Consider the following 13,997-nt stretch of genomic DNA (forward strand, 5'->3'; position numbering starts at 1 on the left):
ATGGCGTTTGTCCGCACGCTAGCCGTGTGGGTGGTCGGTGCGTTGTGTCTGCAACGCGCTGCCATGGCGGGCCCGGCCAGTACACCGGGCGCGCCGGGTCCAAGCCCCGACACGGGGCCGTATCTGCACGAATTACTCAAGCGTCCGGATTTTTCGGGCGCCTATACGCGCATCGTGACGCCGCGCAACCTGCCGACGTGGGTGCGCCAGGGTGGTACGTCGACACCGTCGCAACGCGTGACGGTGGCCGGCAAGCCTTGGCTGCTCGTGCAGAGTTGCAAGCCGCACGACTGCCCGAGCGAGTATGTCCATATTTTGTACGAACCGCGCTCGCAGTCGATCGCGGCGCTGTTTGTGCGTGATCCGAGTGCTGCCGCCAATGCCGGCGTGCATCAGGATCGCACCGAACTGATCTGGCTGGGCTCACCTGACGGCTCGCTCAAAAACGCCCTGCTCCACACGCTGCGCTTTACCGAATAACCTCATCGTTCGCACCATGACCGATCAAAACACTCCGGCCCAAGACCAGGCCAACGACGCCCCGCAAGACGACAACAAGCTCATCGCGGAACGTCGCGAGAAACTTCAGGCACTGCGTGCCGAGGGCGTCGCCTTCCCGAACGATTTCCGCCCTGAGCAGCACGCCGGTGATTTGCAGGCGCGCTACGTGGACGCGCAGAACGACGTTCTCGAAGCCGAACCCGTCGCCGTGTCGGTGGCCGGTCGCATGATGCTCAAGCGCGTGATGGGCAAGGCCGCCTTCGCGACCGTGCAGGACAGCAGCGGGCAGATCCAGTTCTTCATCAGCCGCGACGACGTCGGCGTCGATTCGATGACCGCCTTCAAGGGCTGGGACATCGGCGACATCATCGCCGCACGCGGCACGCTGTTCCGCACCCGCACCGGCGAACTGTCGGTCAAGGTCACGGAGCTGCGACTGCTCGCCAAGGCGCTGCGTCCGCTGCCGGACAAGTTCCACGGTCTGTCGGATCAGGAAACCAAGTACCGTCAGCGCTACGTCGACCTGATCACCTCGCCCGAGACGCGCAACACGTTCCGCGCGCGCGCCAAGGCCATCGCATCGATTCGCCAGTACATGACCGATGCCGAGTTCATGGAAGTCGAAACGCCGATGCTGCACCCGATTCCGGGGGGCGCCGCCGCCAAGCCGTTCATCACGCATCACAACGCGCTCGACATGCAGATGTACCTGCGTATTGCGCCGGAACTGTATCTGAAGCGCCTGATCGTCGGCGGCTTCGAGCGTGTGTTCGAAATCAACCGTAACTTCCGTAATGAAGGCGTGTCGCCGCGCCACAATCCGGAATTCACGATGATGGAGTTCTATGCGGCCTACACGGATTACCGTTGGCTGATGGACTTCACCGAGTCGCTTATCCGCCGCGCCGCCATTGATTCGCTCGGCACCGCGACCATCCAGTATCAGGGTCGCGAGCTGGATCTGGCCAAGCCGTTCCATCGTCTGACGATCGTCGAAGCGATTCGCAAGTACGCGCCGGAGTACACCGACGCGCAACTGGCCGATATCGAGTTCGTGCGTGGTGCACTGGTCAAGTACGGCGTGAAGGTCGACGCACCGCAGTTCAAGCACGCCGGTCTGGGCGCGCTGCAACTGGCGCTGTTCGAAGAGACGGCCGAGAGCCAGCTCTGGGAGCCGACGTTCATCATCGACTACCCGGTGGAAGTCTCGCCGCTCGCACGCGCATCGGATACGGTGCCGGGCATCACCGAGCGCTTCGAGCTGTTCATGACGGGCCGCGAAATCGCCAACGGCTTCTCGGAGTTGAACGATCCGGAAGATCAGGCCGCACGCTTCCGTGCGCAGGTCGAGCAGAAGGATGCCGGCGACGAAGAAGCCATGTACTACGACGCCGACTACATCCGCGCACTCGAGTACGGCATGCCCCCGACGGGCGGCTGCGGTATCGGTATCGATCGCCTGATCATGCTGCTGACCGATAGCCCGAACATTCGCGACGTGCTGCTGTTCCCGCACCTGCGCCGCGAAGACTAAGCGCCTCGACCTTTCGAGCCGCTTGGCCGGATGGTTGAATGAAAATGCCGCAGCGAAAAAAGCTGCGGCATTTTTTATGCTGTCGTGTGGTGATGCGACTCAAGAAGAAGAGGACGAAGGCGGCGCATCGGTTGTCGTGCGTTCGCGGCATGCGTTGGCGTGCAACGTGAGCGCATCACGCCCGGGGTGCCGGGCGTCCGCAGCGCGCCACCAGTCTCCCGGGCAGCGACGCTCGAAAACCGACGTGTCGATGGCAGGCACCGGCGCGCCGCCCTCACCCGCGCGCGGCGCGACACGCGTCACATTCGTCAGGCAGTTGGAAAATCCCGCCGCGTGGCTATGCAACGACAGTATCCGGGCCACACCGCTCGCCGTGATGAGCTTTGACGGGTCGACGGGCAAGCGATCGATGATGTCGCGTCCGGCCGCGCGAAACAGTGCCGGGTTCGGGTTGTCGTGCCATGCGCCTTCATCGACCTGCGTCAGCCGGTTCCAGGTGGGCATGAGTACCCACCAGCCCAGGTCATACTCCAGCGCCGCCATGGTGCCCGGTTGGTAGCCGTCGCGGCGCAGATAGATCGAGGGAATCGACATTGACTCGGCCGTGCGAAATTCGCTTTCCAATGTGCGGTTGACGCCCTGCCCCAACCCCTCGTCGCGCCCGCTCGATGTTTGCGCCTCTTCGGTCGCAGCGATGCCCAGACACGCCATCCGCCGCTCCAGCGCCTCGACAAGCGGCTCGCCGTCGATGCCGTTCGGGCACCCGTCCGTTGACGCCAACACATCCAGCAGTTCGACCCAGAACGCGCCAGCCTTGTGTTCGGACAAAAAGCCGATGCGGTCAGGCTCGGAATGCAGATGCATGATCGTGCGGCCGTCCGACTGTACGTCTGCGGGGGCCCGCGTGGGCAACCACGTCGCACAGTCGTCATGGCGTAGAACAGGTTCGATGTGTGCGTCAGGCGCCACGCGAACGTCGGTAAGATCGTCGGCAAAGACCACGCGTGGGGTGTCGGACATCGCAACCCACGCACCAGCGATCACCGTGGTCAGCGACGACGCGGACAGCGCCGACGCCGACATTCCTGAAGGGCTCAGAGCAGGCATGTGTTTCTCCTGTAGCGGCATCGAATTGTGCCGCCAAGGAGTCTAGAATTCTGCGCACTCTGCGTTATCGCGTACCTGAGCGGCGTTACGCGAAACGTGAACACGCCCCCGCGAGAGGCTCAGAAGACCGGAACGCCGCGATACGCGGACGGCCAGCCGCCATCCAGTCGCAGCCACGTGCGAGAGATGGGATGAATCGAGCCGTTCGACGATTCCTCCACCAACTGGCGCAGCGCGAGTGACGACAGCGTCTTTTCATCGGTCGGAAATGCCACGAGGAATGTGCGGTTCACCGCCACCGCAGCGAATTCGCGCACGCCGAAGTGCGCCACCATCGACTGATAGAGATTGCCGAGTACCAAGGCGCCCGCCGGTGCCATCCAGTTGCCGCGCGAGCCCCCGAAATGTGTGCCGTCATCGAGGCACGCAATGCCGAATTCGAAGTGACGAGAATTCCACGCGCGCGACAGATTCGACGCTGCATGCGCAAACGCATCTTCGAACGTCATACCGGCCGCCGCCAGATCGCTGCCTTGCAAACGGCGCAGGCCCTGAGGGCCATCCATCACCAGCGTGAGGAAAACGTCGTCGGAAAACGGTTCGCTGACGTCCCCGCCCGGGTCGCACGCATCTACCCAATCACCGGGCACGACGTACGGATAGAGATGAAGTTGATTCGCGCTGTCCAGCGGCGCGTCCAGCAGTGGCAAGGTATCGGTCATGAGTCGCGTCGAGATCTGTTTCATTTGTTAGGACGTTCCGGTGCACGACAAGTGCCCGGAATAGGACACATCCGAAAAATCCCCTGTATTTCATTGACTTACATCATCACATACGCACCGTGCGGGTGGTCCACCATGCGAAACATCTTACATCGCGTTACAAAATGAAACGGTTGCCGCGCTTGCCGTGACGGACACTTCCGACATGCGAGATCACTCGATGCGCACCGTGAACGCTAACACGGTGTCATCCGGATGCAGCGGATTCCGATGCATTCACCGCCCGGGAAAGAGAAAGGGTCGGACAGCCCGGTGGCTCGCCACCAACCACACGATGGAGAAAACAACATGGATAACGATCTGCAACCGCGTCGCATGCATCCGCTGATCGCTGCCGCCGCCGGCAGCATCGTGGTCGTCAGCTTGCTCGGTGTCGCCGCCATTACGGGCGTGCTGCCCTCGGCGAAGAGCACCAACGGCCCGGCGCCGACGAGCGACGCTTCCAACTCGCCCAACTCGCAATATGCCCTGACGCCGCCGCAGACGCCTGCCCAGTCCGCGACTGCTTCACAGCAAGCTCAGCAAGCGCAGCAGGCGCAGCAGCAAGCCCAAGCAGCGCAGCAGGCCCAATACGCGCAACAGCAAGCGCCGCAGCGTGCTCCGGCACCGCAACCGTCGTACGCGCAACAGTCTGCCCCGCCGGCACAGCAACAAGCCGCGGCGTGCTCCAGTTGCGGCACGGTGCAGTCGGTGCAGCCGATCCGCACGCAAGGCCATGCGACAGGTCTGGGTGCCGTCGGGGGTGCCGTCGCCGGTGGCCTGATCGGCAACCAGTTCGGCGCCGGTAACGGCCGCACCGCAATGACCGTGGTCGGCGCGCTCGGCGGCGGTCTGGCCGGTAACGAGGTCGAAAAGAACGTGCGCTCGGACACCGTGTATCGCGTCTACGTGCGCATGGACACCGGCAAGACCCGTTATTGGACGTATCAGCAAGCGCCGGGCGTACAACCGGGTGACCGCGTACGTCTGGAAGGCAACGGACTGGTGCGCGCCAGCTAAGGTCGCCAAGGTCTGTTCAGTGGCTGCTGACGGCGCCCTTCAGGAAGGCACCGTCACACCAGCCTCCCAGGCTCGTCGCACACGTCGCAGAAACACAAAAGCCGCTCTTTCGAGCGGCTTTTGTTTTAACGGCATCGCTATGATCTGCGGTGCACCAGATCAGCGAGCTTCGTCGATCCACGCCATCTGAATGGCTTCGAGCACCTTCTCACCAGCGCGGTCGGCGGCATCGTCGAAACCGTCGAGTGCCATGACCCACTGATGCAGATCGGTAAAGCGCACGTATTGCGGGTCAACGTCGGGATGCGCGTCGGTGAGCGCAATCGCGATGTCCTGAATGTCGGTCCATTTCATGGGGCAAGCTCCTCGTTCTTGTCGGGTATCTCACCGGGCGACGCTATACAGCGACGCTCAGTGATTTTCCTTGGCGTGGTTGATCGTGTACTTCGGAATTTCGACCACGAGGTCGGTATCTGCGGGCATCGGCGTCTGGCACGACAGGCGCGACGTCGGCTCCAGCCCCCACGCCTTGTCCAGCAGATCTTCTTCTTCGTCTTCCGCGGGTTGCAGCGCTTCGAAACCCTCGCGCACGATCACGTGGCAAGTGGTGCAGGCACACGACTTTTCGCAGGCGTGTTCGATTTCAATGTCGTTCATGAGCAGCGCGTCGCACACGGTGGTGCCCGGTGCAACCTCCAGCACGGCCCCTTCGGGGCACAGCTCAACGTGAGGCAATACAACGATTTGTGGCATGGCTTGCAGTTTCCGTGTGTGTCTTACAGTTTGTCGATGTCCGCCACGCGCCGGCCGGCCAGCGCTGCGCGGATGCTCTTGTCCATGCGACGCGCGGCAAAGGCGTCGGTCGCCTGCGACAGTGTCTCGGTGGCCGCCTTGATCGCGATCTGATCGTCACCCGACGCCTTCTGGCGCAGGTCGGCCAGCAGGCCGTCGATCTCGGCACGCTCGTCGGCGTCGAGCAATTCAGGGTCGGCAGCCAGCGCGCTGTCGATGGCCACGAGCAGGCGCTCGGCGTCCACCTGTTGCTCACGCAAGGCGCGGGCACGCATGTCCGTTTCTGCCGAGCCGAAGCTGTCTTGCAGCATGCGGGCAATGTCGTCGTCGGCCAGACCGTACGACGGCTTCACTTCGATCGACGCGGCCACGCCCGAGTGCATCTCTTGTGCCGCCACCGACAGCAAACCGTCGGCGTCGACCTGATACGTCACGCGAATGCGTGCGGCACCGGCCGTCATCGGCGGAATGCCGCGCAGCTCGAAGCGGGCGAGCGAGCGGCAATCGGCCGCCAGTTCGCGCTCGCCTTGCAGCACGTGAATCGCCATGGCCGTCTGGCCATCCTTGAACGTGGTGAATTCTTGCGCGCGTGCGACCGGAATCGTGGCATTGCGGGGGATGATCTTCTCGACCAGACCGCCCATGGTTTCCACGCCGAGCGAGAGCGGAATTACGTCGAGCAGCAGCCATTCGTCGCCGTCGGCCTGATTACCGGCAAGCATATTGGCCTGCACTGCCGCGCCAAGCGCCACGACCTGATCCGGGTCGAGATCGACCAGCGGCTCACGGCCGAAGAACGTGGCAACGGCTGCGCGCACTTGCGGCATGCGCGTCGCGCCACCGACCAGCACCACACCCTTGACGTCTTCCGGGCCCATGCCCGCGTCGCGCAACGCCTTGCGCATCGGTCCGATGGTGCGGTTCACGAGTTGTGCGCCCAGTTCGGTGAACTGCTCGCGCGTGAGTTTCAACGCGACCTGACGCTCGCCAGACAGCGTGAGCGCGATGTCGGCGTCTTGCGCATCGGTCAGTGCTTCCTTGGCGGTGCGGGCGTGATCGAGCAACGCGCGCACGTCCTGCGAGGTCAGCGACGCGGCATCGAGGCCCGCAGCGCCCACGGCCCAGCGGTAGATCACCTGATCGAAATCGTCGCCACCGAGCGCCGAATCGCCGCCCGCAGCGAGCACTTCGAACACGCCCTTCGTCAGACGCAGAATCGAGATGTCGAACGTGCCGCCACCCAGATCGTAAATGGCGTAGAGGCCTTCGGCCGCATTGTCCAGACCGTAGGCAATCGCGGCAGCGGTCGGCTCGTTGAGCAGGCGCAGCACGTTCAGACCGGCCAGACGCGCGGCGTCCTTGGTGGCCTGACGTTGCGCATCGTCGAAGTACGCAGGCACGGTAATCACAGCGCCGACGAGATCGTCGCCCAGCGTGTCTTCGGCGCGCTGACGCAGCGTGGCGAGAATTTCAGCAGAGACCTCGACCGGGCTCTTCACACCACCGGCCGTGTTCATCTGCACCATGCCGGGGGCGTCGACGAAATCGTACGGCGCGTTGTCGGCGTGGGCGACATCGGCCAGACCCCGGCCCATGAAGCGTTTGACGGACACGATGGTGTTACGCGGATCGGTGGCGGCAGCGGCCTTGGCGTCGTAGCCGATCTGAGTGCGGGGACCGCCCAGATAGCGCACGACGGACGGCAGCAAAACGCGGCCCTGTTCGTCGGGCAGCACTTCAGCGACACCGCTGCGCACGGCGGCCACGAGGGAATGCGTCGTGCCGAGATCGATGCCCACGGCGAGTCGCCGCTGGTGCGGCGCAGGGGACATGCCGGGTTCGGAAATTTGCAGAAGGGCCATGGCTTTGCAATACGGGCGACGCGCAGGCGCGTGCACCCTTGTTCTCAAGCGGTTCTCAGAATCATGTGACGGCGCCGCACCGGGCCATCACGCGTTTTCCAGCATTTCGATGCGCTGCGCGATATCTTCCTCGGCGCGCGCAATAAACATCAGTTGCCGTACGGCTTCGGCGGCCGGCTGCCAAGCCGCGTTGTCGAGCCAGTCGCCCAGTTTCGTCAGGCGGGTGCGCCGGTCGTCACGCAGTGTTTTCGCCAGCGCGTCGAGCGCGCCGACATTGCGCGCGGCGACGGCATCGTCGATGGCTTCACGCCATTCCATCTGCTGCATCAGGAAATCGGGGGCCATCGCGGTGTTGTTCTCCGCGCCCACGTCGATGCCCTGCAAGGTCAACAGATAGGTGCCGCGCTGCAACGGGTTACGCAGCGTGCGATACGCGGCATTGGCCTGTGCCGCCCACTGCATGGCGACCCGGCGCTCGGCATCGCTCGCATTCGCGAAGCGATCCGGATGCACCCGCGATTGCACCGCGCGGTATGCCGTCTCGAGCGCCTCGATGTCGAGCGCGAAGCGCTGCGGCAACTCGAACAGCGTGAAATAGTTGTCAGTCAATGCAGTCATTGCACCATCGTCTCTAGCGTCAGCCCGTAAAAAAAGCGGCTCGCGCCGCCTTGTTGCCTACGCTACTACCGCGCCGACCACGTCGGCGCGCCAATCTCGCTTACTTTGCCGGCGAACTTTCGGATACGTCGAAGCCATCTTGCGAATCCGGTGGCTCGCCGCGCTGGCACTTGCGACACGTCAGCACACTGCCGATCATCGCGTCGCGTCCTGCCGGGCTTTGCGTCCACGTCCGGATCTGCCAAGGCGGCAGATGCCGGACGTGTTGTCCGTGCCCACACGCCAGCCGTGCAACCCACTGGCCTTCGTCGTCCTGACGAAAGCCGGTGATCACGCGAGCCGGCGCGTCGTCAGACGCGGAACGACTCGCCGCAGCCGCACTCATCCTTGACGTTCGGATTATTGAAACGGAATCCTTCGTTCAAGCCTTCGCGCGCAAAATCCAGTTCGGTGCCGTCGATATACGGCAGACTCTTCGGATCGATGATCACCTTCACGCCGTGGCTCTCGAAGACGGTGTCTTCGGTTTCCACGTCATCGGCATATTCCAGCTTGTAGGCCAGGCCCGAGCAGCCGGTCGTCTTCACGCCCAGCCGCAGGCCCACGCCCTTGCCGCGCCGCGTCAGATAACGCGAAACGTGCTGCGCAGCCTTCTCGGTCAATGTGACAGCCATCTTTGCCTGCTTCCTTGTTAAGACTGAATACGACGACTTAAGCGGCCTTGGCAGCTTCGGCCGACTCGCCGTGCTTCTGCTTGTAGTCGGCGACGGCAGCCTTGATCGCGTCTTCGGCCAGAATCGAGCAGTGAATCTTCACCGGCGGCAGTGCCAGCTCTTGCGCGATCTGCGTGTTCTTGATGTCGAGCGCCTGATCCAGCGTCTTGCCCTTGACCCATTCCGTCACCAGCGACGACGAGGCAATGGCCGAGCCACAACCGTAGGTCTTGAACTTGGCGTCTTCGATCACGCCGGATTCGTTCACACGAATTTGCAGCTTCATCACGTCGCCGCAAGCCGGTGCACCGACCATGCCGGTACCCACCGCGTCGTCGCCCTTGTCGAACGAGCCGACATTACGCGGGTTTTCGTAGTGATCCAGAACTTCTTTGCTGTAAGACATGGCTAACTCCTTGAATGCTCAGTGTGCGGCCCACTGGATCGAGCTGATGTCGATCCCGTCCTTGTACATTTCCCACAGCGGCGACAGATCGCGCAGCTTGCCGATCTTGCCCTTGAGCAGCTCGACCACGTAGTCGACTTCCTGCTCGGTCGTGAAACGACCCACCGTGAAACGAATCGAGCTGTGCGCCAGTTCGTCGTTACGACCCAGCGCGCGCAGCACGTACGAAGGCTCAAGCGAGGCCGAGGTGCACGCCGAACCCGACGACACCGCCACATCCTTGATCGCCATGATCAGCGACTCGCCTTCGACAAAGTTAAAGCTGATGTTCAGGTTGTGCGGCACACGTTGTTCCATGTCGCCGTTCACATACACTTCTTCCATTTCCGTCAGGCCGCGCAGCAGACGATCGCGCAGCATACGCACGCGCTCGTTTTCCGTGGCCATTTCTTCACGTGCCAGACGGAATGCTTCGCCCATGCCCACGATCTGATGCGTGGCCAGCGTGCCCGAACGCATGCCGCGCTCGTGACCGCCACCGTGAATCTGTGCTTCGATACGCACACGCGGCTTGCGACGCACATACAGCGCGCCGATGCCCTTCGGGCCGTACGTCTTGTGTGCCGAGAACGCCATCAGGTCGACTTTGAGCTTGTTCAGGTCGATGGGCATCTTGCCCGTGGCCTGAGCTGCGTCGACGTGGAAAATGATGCCCTTTTCGCGGCAGATTTCACCGATCGTCTCGATGTCCTGAATCACGCCGATTTCGTTGTTCACGGCCATCACCGACACGAGAATCGTGTCCGGGCGCAGTGCCGCCTTGAAGACGTCGAGATCGAGCAGGCCGTCATCCTTGACGTCCAGATACGTGACTTCGAAGCCCTCGCGTTCCAGTTCGCGCATGGTGTCGAGCACAGCCTTGTGCTCGGTCTTCAGCGTGATGAGATGCTTGCCCTTGCCTTGATAGAAGTGCGCGGCACCCTTGATGGCGAGGTTATCCGACTCGGTAGCGCCCGACGTCCAGATGATCTCGCGCGGGTCGGCACCCACGAGCTTCGCGACTTCCTCGCGTGCCTCTTCAACCGCCTGCTCGGCGGCCCAGCCGAACGAGTGGCTGCGCGAGGCCGGGTTGCCGAACTGCTCGCGCAGGTACGGCAGCATCTTGTCCACAACACGCGGGTCGATCGGCGTGGTGGCGCTGTAATCCATGTAAATGGGAAGATTGAGGGTGTCGTTTTTCATGGGGTGCTCCAGGATCGTGCCGTGGCGCCTGTTATGAACGGGCCATATCGAAGACCGAATTGGGAATGCGCGTGGCGATGGTCTGGCTGGTGCCGGGCTCGCGCGTGTCGCGCAGCACGGCCTGTTGGGCCTGTTTGCTGCGCTGCTGCTCGACCAGGTCGCGCAGCGAAACGGAATCGAGATACTCGACCATCTTCTGGTTGAGCGTCGCCCACAACTCGTGCGTCATGCAATGACCGCGATGGCCGTCCTGGCCCTTCTCGCAATTGCCCTTGCTACCGCACTGCGTGGCGTCGAGCGGTTCGTCGACCGCAATGATGATGTCAGCGACCGTCACCTCTTCCGCGCGGCGCGCCAGGCTGTAACCGCCGCCCGGCCCGCGTACGCTTTCCACAATTTCGTGGCGGCGAAGCTTCCCGAACAGTTGTTCCAGGTAAGAGAGGGAAATTCGCTGACGCTGACTAATGCCCGCAAGCGTCACGGGACCCGCGTCCTGGCGCATGGCCAGGTCGATCATCGCCGTAACGGCGAAACGGCCTTTCGTGGTAAGTCTCATGATGATGCAGGGGATTAATCTCGACTATTTTCGTCAAGTATAAATACCCCACGAAATTAGTCAACTACTTCTGGCCCATTTTTTGCGAAAGTTCCCTCGTCCGTTTGCGAAAAATCTTATTTTTCGGGACGAGCTTCGGGGCTCGCGGTGCGTAGCGGAAACAACAGCACCAGGGGGTTGCGCAGCACGGCGCGCCAGATGGCGCGGTGGATTTGCCGACGGTCACCCAACCGCAGTGGACGCGATCGGAGCGCCATGTGGAATGCTAACGCAAAACTGACGCCGACGTTGAGCAGGGCCATCGATCCCACCCCTGCCACGGCCAGCCAGAGGGCCGCGTCATGCAGCACCGGCCAGCCCAGCACACCGATGGACGTGGCAATCGCTCCCGTCGACAACGTGACGTGACGCACTTCGAACGGCAACGCGAACGCGGTCAGTACGGCAGGCACCAGACCTAGCATGAAACCAAGCGTGAGGTTGCCGAGCACCGGCGCAATGTGGCGCCGGCACCAATCCGCGAGACGCGCCGCCCCATTGCGGCCGAAAACAAAGCGCAGACGGCGGTTGTAGGCCAGCACATCGCCGATGCCATGCAGCGCGAACCAGTTGTCCGCCCAACCCGAGATCAGACTGGAACACCACAGCAATACGCCCGTCATCGCCGCAAAGAGCGGCGTCACACCGAGGATCGAGAACGAACTCAGCGTGGCGTGTGCTTTTTCCGGCGGAATCGTGTTCATGCCCAGCGCCGCCGATACCCCCCACTGCACCAGCAGGCAGAACGGAAACACCATCGCCAGATTGCCGAAGATGGCCGCCGCCTGTGTACGCACGAGCGCAATGACTTCGCCGACGAAGGCGTCCATGCCGGCCGCCGTATCCACATCGTCGAGCTTGCTGGCAATGGCCGGTGCCGTCATGGCCGGCTGCTTGGTGGCCAGCGTGAAATGGCAGAAGTGCATGAACAGGAAGCAGATCGCGTAGTTCGCGCCCGCGAGGAAGCCTTCGACGATCGTCGGCAGGTGCGCGCTGGTAATCAGAAACTTCACGTAGACCGTGACCACTGTCACGAGCCCGCCGCCGCATGCCATCTTGAGCATCGACAGGTATTCGGGGCGCGTGCGGGCAATGTAGTGCTCGCCCGTCTCTGCACTGCGCTCGACCACCTTGCGTGCCAGCAGGCCAAATGACGTGCGCGCCAGTTCGCCCACGCTCTGACTCGCCCGATTCGCGCGCACCAGATCGGCCAGCAGCCGCACGCGCGCCGTTGCGTGATCGCTGTCGACCAGCCACGCTTCGAGCAACCGCTCCAACCGGCGGATACGTGACTTCGCGCGCTCCACCAGAAACACAATGTCCACGCTCACGCCGTTCTCATCCAGATGCGCGTACACCTGACGCACTGCACGGCCGCAATCATCGAGCAGCGCCCGAAACACGTTGAGCTCCTGCACGAAACGCTGACTTGGCGGCGCACCGGGCACGAGCTCGCGTCCGGCATCCTCCAGCCCCTGCATGGCACGGCCGAGGCGATAGAACGGCGACTCCGTCACACGCGGATACGTCAGTCGCGTGCGCACGGCCTGCGACAACCCGGTCGACGCAATCTGGTCGACCAGATGATGCATGGCGGCGAGCAGGTCTTCGGCAAAGGGATTCCAGTCGGTGTCTTCGTCGTCGGCCTCACCGAAATGCAACAGCGCGATGAGGTCGGCCAGCAATGCAGGCGGCATGTCGCCGATCCAGTCGGCGGCGTCGCCATCGGGGAACATCAGCGAGCACAACGCCGACAGATCGCGGCGCGTGGGCGGCGGCGGGATCAAAGCTTTCTCGATGCGTTCGGCAAGCGCACCCCAGAAGCCCGGCCGCACCGGCATGCCGGTATCGCACAACAGGGAAATCGCGTCGCTATCGTTGATGACGCTGCGCAGCGTTCGCGCGACGGGCAAGCGCCACGCCGGGTTGCGGTCGAGCATTTGCAGCAGGTAGCGCAGGCGGGTGTGCGGCCGGTAGCGGGCGGCCTCCCCTTCGGCGCGCGTTTCGTTGGCGAGCGAGCCGCGTTTTTGCACCCAGTGCGCCAGCTCGATCAGCCATTGATTGCGCACGGCCAACGGTGCCGTCGGATCCGCGTGCGCGAGCAGTTCATCGAGTTGATGGCCCGCGTGGCGTGAAGCACGCCATTTGCGCCAATAAGACGTAAGGGTGTTGAGCATCTTTCAGGGAAATTCGGGCCGATCAGGCCGATTTAGAGCGGCGATGGCCCGAATGATAGCCCCTGAGGACGCGATTGACCGGCAAAAATCTGGCGCAACGCCCCGTTTCAGCGTGCTTCGCGAAGCCGGGCGAGCAACCCGTCGAGGCCGTCTTCGACGTAATCGAGCACGGTTTCGAAGCCGCGTTCGCCGCCGTAATACGGGTCGGGAACTTCGGTCGCATCGTGGCGCGTGGCGAAGTCCATCAACCGCACGATCTTGTGCCGGTGTTGCGCGGGGCACTGCGCGGTGAGGTCGGCGACGTTGGCATCGTCCATCGCGACGATCCACGTGAATCGCTCGAAATCGTCCGCTTCGACACGGCGTGCACGCAATTCGCTCAGATCGTAGCCGCGCTTGGCAGCAGCGGCCTGAGTACGCGCGTCAGGCGCGTGGCCGATGTGATAGCTGTGCGTACCGGCAGAATCGACTGTCACCCTATCGGTCAGCCCGGCCTCTGCCAGACGATGACGAAAAATGCCGTCGGCACTCGGCGAGCGGCAGATGTTGCCCATGCAAACGAAGAGAACTGAGGTCTTTTTCATTGGAAACCGTGGATGAGTTGCAAATAGGAGATCCGGCGTCAGGATAACCAATATGGCCATCCTGACGCCGGAAATGCCTCTCGCG

General features: G+C 63.0%; 16 protein-coding genes. 3 read left to right on the plus strand and 13 right to left on the minus strand.

The features are described 5' to 3' along the window. Entirely contained in the window at positions 1-480 is a 480-nt protein-coding gene (locus AT302_RS16790; RefSeq protein WP_058379405.1) for an Ivy family c-type lysozyme inhibitor, read from the plus strand. A gap of 16 nt (positions 481-496) precedes the next feature. Beyond that, positions 497-2,035: a lysine--tRNA ligase gene (lysS, locus tag AT302_RS16795; protein WP_058379406.1), complete on the plus strand. Its 1,539-nt coding sequence runs from the start codon at positions 497-499 to the stop codon at positions 2,033-2,035. Between the two features lie 99 nt (positions 2,036-2,134). Here the strand turns inward: lysS and AT302_RS16800 are convergent, their stop codons facing one another. Both AT302_RS16800 and AT302_RS16805 read right to left on the minus strand, forming a co-directional pair. Then, positions 2,135-3,142 carry a hypothetical protein gene (locus AT302_RS16800; protein WP_157125816.1) on the minus strand — a complete coding sequence of 336 codons (1,008 nt, stop codon included), beginning with the start codon at positions 3,140-3,142 and terminating at the stop codon, positions 2,135-2,137. Between the two features lie 119 nt (positions 3,143-3,261). Then, positions 3,262-3,888, minus strand: coding sequence for a hypothetical protein (locus AT302_RS16805; RefSeq protein WP_058379408.1), 627 nt, complete (start codon positions 3,886-3,888; stop codon positions 3,262-3,264). A gap of 324 nt (positions 3,889-4,212) precedes the next feature. Here AT302_RS16805 and AT302_RS16810 point away from each other — a divergent pair, with 324 nt between their 5' ends. Then, positions 4,213-4,923 carry a glycine zipper 2TM domain-containing protein gene (locus AT302_RS16810; RefSeq protein ID WP_058379409.1) on the plus strand — a complete coding sequence of 237 codons (711 nt, stop codon included), beginning with the start codon at positions 4,213-4,215 and terminating at the stop codon, positions 4,921-4,923. A 159-nt stretch (positions 4,924-5,082) separates the two neighbouring features. Here AT302_RS16810 and iscX read toward each other — a convergent pair whose 3' ends face one another. The 11 genes from iscX to AT302_RS16865 form a co-directional block, all read right to left on the minus strand. Next, entirely contained in the window at positions 5,083-5,277 is a 195-nt protein-coding gene (gene iscX / locus AT302_RS16815) for a Fe-S cluster assembly protein IscX (RefSeq protein ID WP_058379410.1), read from the minus strand. Positions 5,278-5,334: 57 nt separating this feature from the next. Continuing rightward, a complete protein-coding gene (fdx, locus tag AT302_RS16820; RefSeq protein ID WP_058379411.1) occupies positions 5,335-5,676 on the minus strand; it encodes an ISC system 2Fe-2S type ferredoxin in 342 nt (113 codons plus the stop codon). 23 nt (positions 5,677-5,699) lie between these two features. Beyond that, positions 5,700-7,577, minus strand: coding sequence for a Fe-S protein assembly chaperone HscA (gene hscA / locus AT302_RS16825; RefSeq protein ID WP_058379412.1), 1,878 nt, complete (start codon positions 7,575-7,577; stop codon positions 5,700-5,702). 87 nt (positions 7,578-7,664) lie between these two features. Further along, positions 7,665-8,195: a Fe-S protein assembly co-chaperone HscB gene (gene hscB / locus AT302_RS16830; RefSeq protein WP_058379413.1), complete on the minus strand. Its 531-nt coding sequence runs from the start codon at positions 8,193-8,195 to the stop codon at positions 7,665-7,667. A 100-nt stretch (positions 8,196-8,295) separates the two neighbouring features. Beyond that, positions 8,296-8,580 carry a DUF3565 domain-containing protein gene (locus AT302_RS16835; RefSeq protein WP_058379414.1) on the minus strand — a complete coding sequence of 95 codons (285 nt, stop codon included), beginning with the start codon at positions 8,578-8,580 and terminating at the stop codon, positions 8,296-8,298. Further along, positions 8,546-8,869 carry an iron-sulfur cluster assembly protein IscA gene (iscA, locus tag AT302_RS16840; protein ID WP_058379415.1) on the minus strand — a complete coding sequence of 108 codons (324 nt, stop codon included), beginning with the start codon at positions 8,867-8,869 and terminating at the stop codon, positions 8,546-8,548. The genes AT302_RS16835 and iscA overlap by 35 nt, the downstream gene beginning before the upstream one ends. A 37-nt stretch (positions 8,870-8,906) precedes the next feature. Then, on the minus strand, positions 8,907-9,314 hold the full coding sequence (gene iscU / locus AT302_RS16845) for a Fe-S cluster assembly scaffold IscU (RefSeq protein WP_058379416.1): 408 nt from the start codon (positions 9,312-9,314) through the stop codon (positions 8,907-8,909). Between the two features lie 18 nt (positions 9,315-9,332). Continuing rightward, entirely contained in the window at positions 9,333-10,556 is a 1,224-nt protein-coding gene (locus tag AT302_RS16850) for an IscS subfamily cysteine desulfurase (protein WP_058379417.1), read from the minus strand. A 31-nt stretch (positions 10,557-10,587) separates the two neighbouring features. Beyond that, positions 10,588-11,112: a Fe-S cluster assembly transcriptional regulator IscR gene (gene iscR / locus AT302_RS16855; RefSeq protein WP_058379418.1), complete on the minus strand. Its 525-nt coding sequence runs from the start codon at positions 11,110-11,112 to the stop codon at positions 10,588-10,590. 116 nt (positions 11,113-11,228) lie between these two features. Beyond that, a complete protein-coding gene (locus tag AT302_RS16860; RefSeq protein ID WP_058379419.1) occupies positions 11,229-13,328 on the minus strand; it encodes a site-specific recombinase in 2,100 nt (699 codons plus the stop codon). A 107-nt stretch (positions 13,329-13,435) separates the two neighbouring features. Next, positions 13,436-13,912 carry a low molecular weight protein-tyrosine-phosphatase gene (locus AT302_RS16865; RefSeq protein WP_058379420.1) on the minus strand — a complete coding sequence of 159 codons (477 nt, stop codon included), beginning with the start codon at positions 13,910-13,912 and terminating at the stop codon, positions 13,436-13,438. Positions 13,913-13,997: the final 85 nt, after the last annotated feature.

This window comes from Pandoraea norimbergensis (assembly GCF_001465545.3).
In the GTDB taxonomy this organism is placed as follows: domain Bacteria; phylum Pseudomonadota; class Gammaproteobacteria; order Burkholderiales; family Burkholderiaceae; genus Pandoraea; species Pandoraea norimbergensis.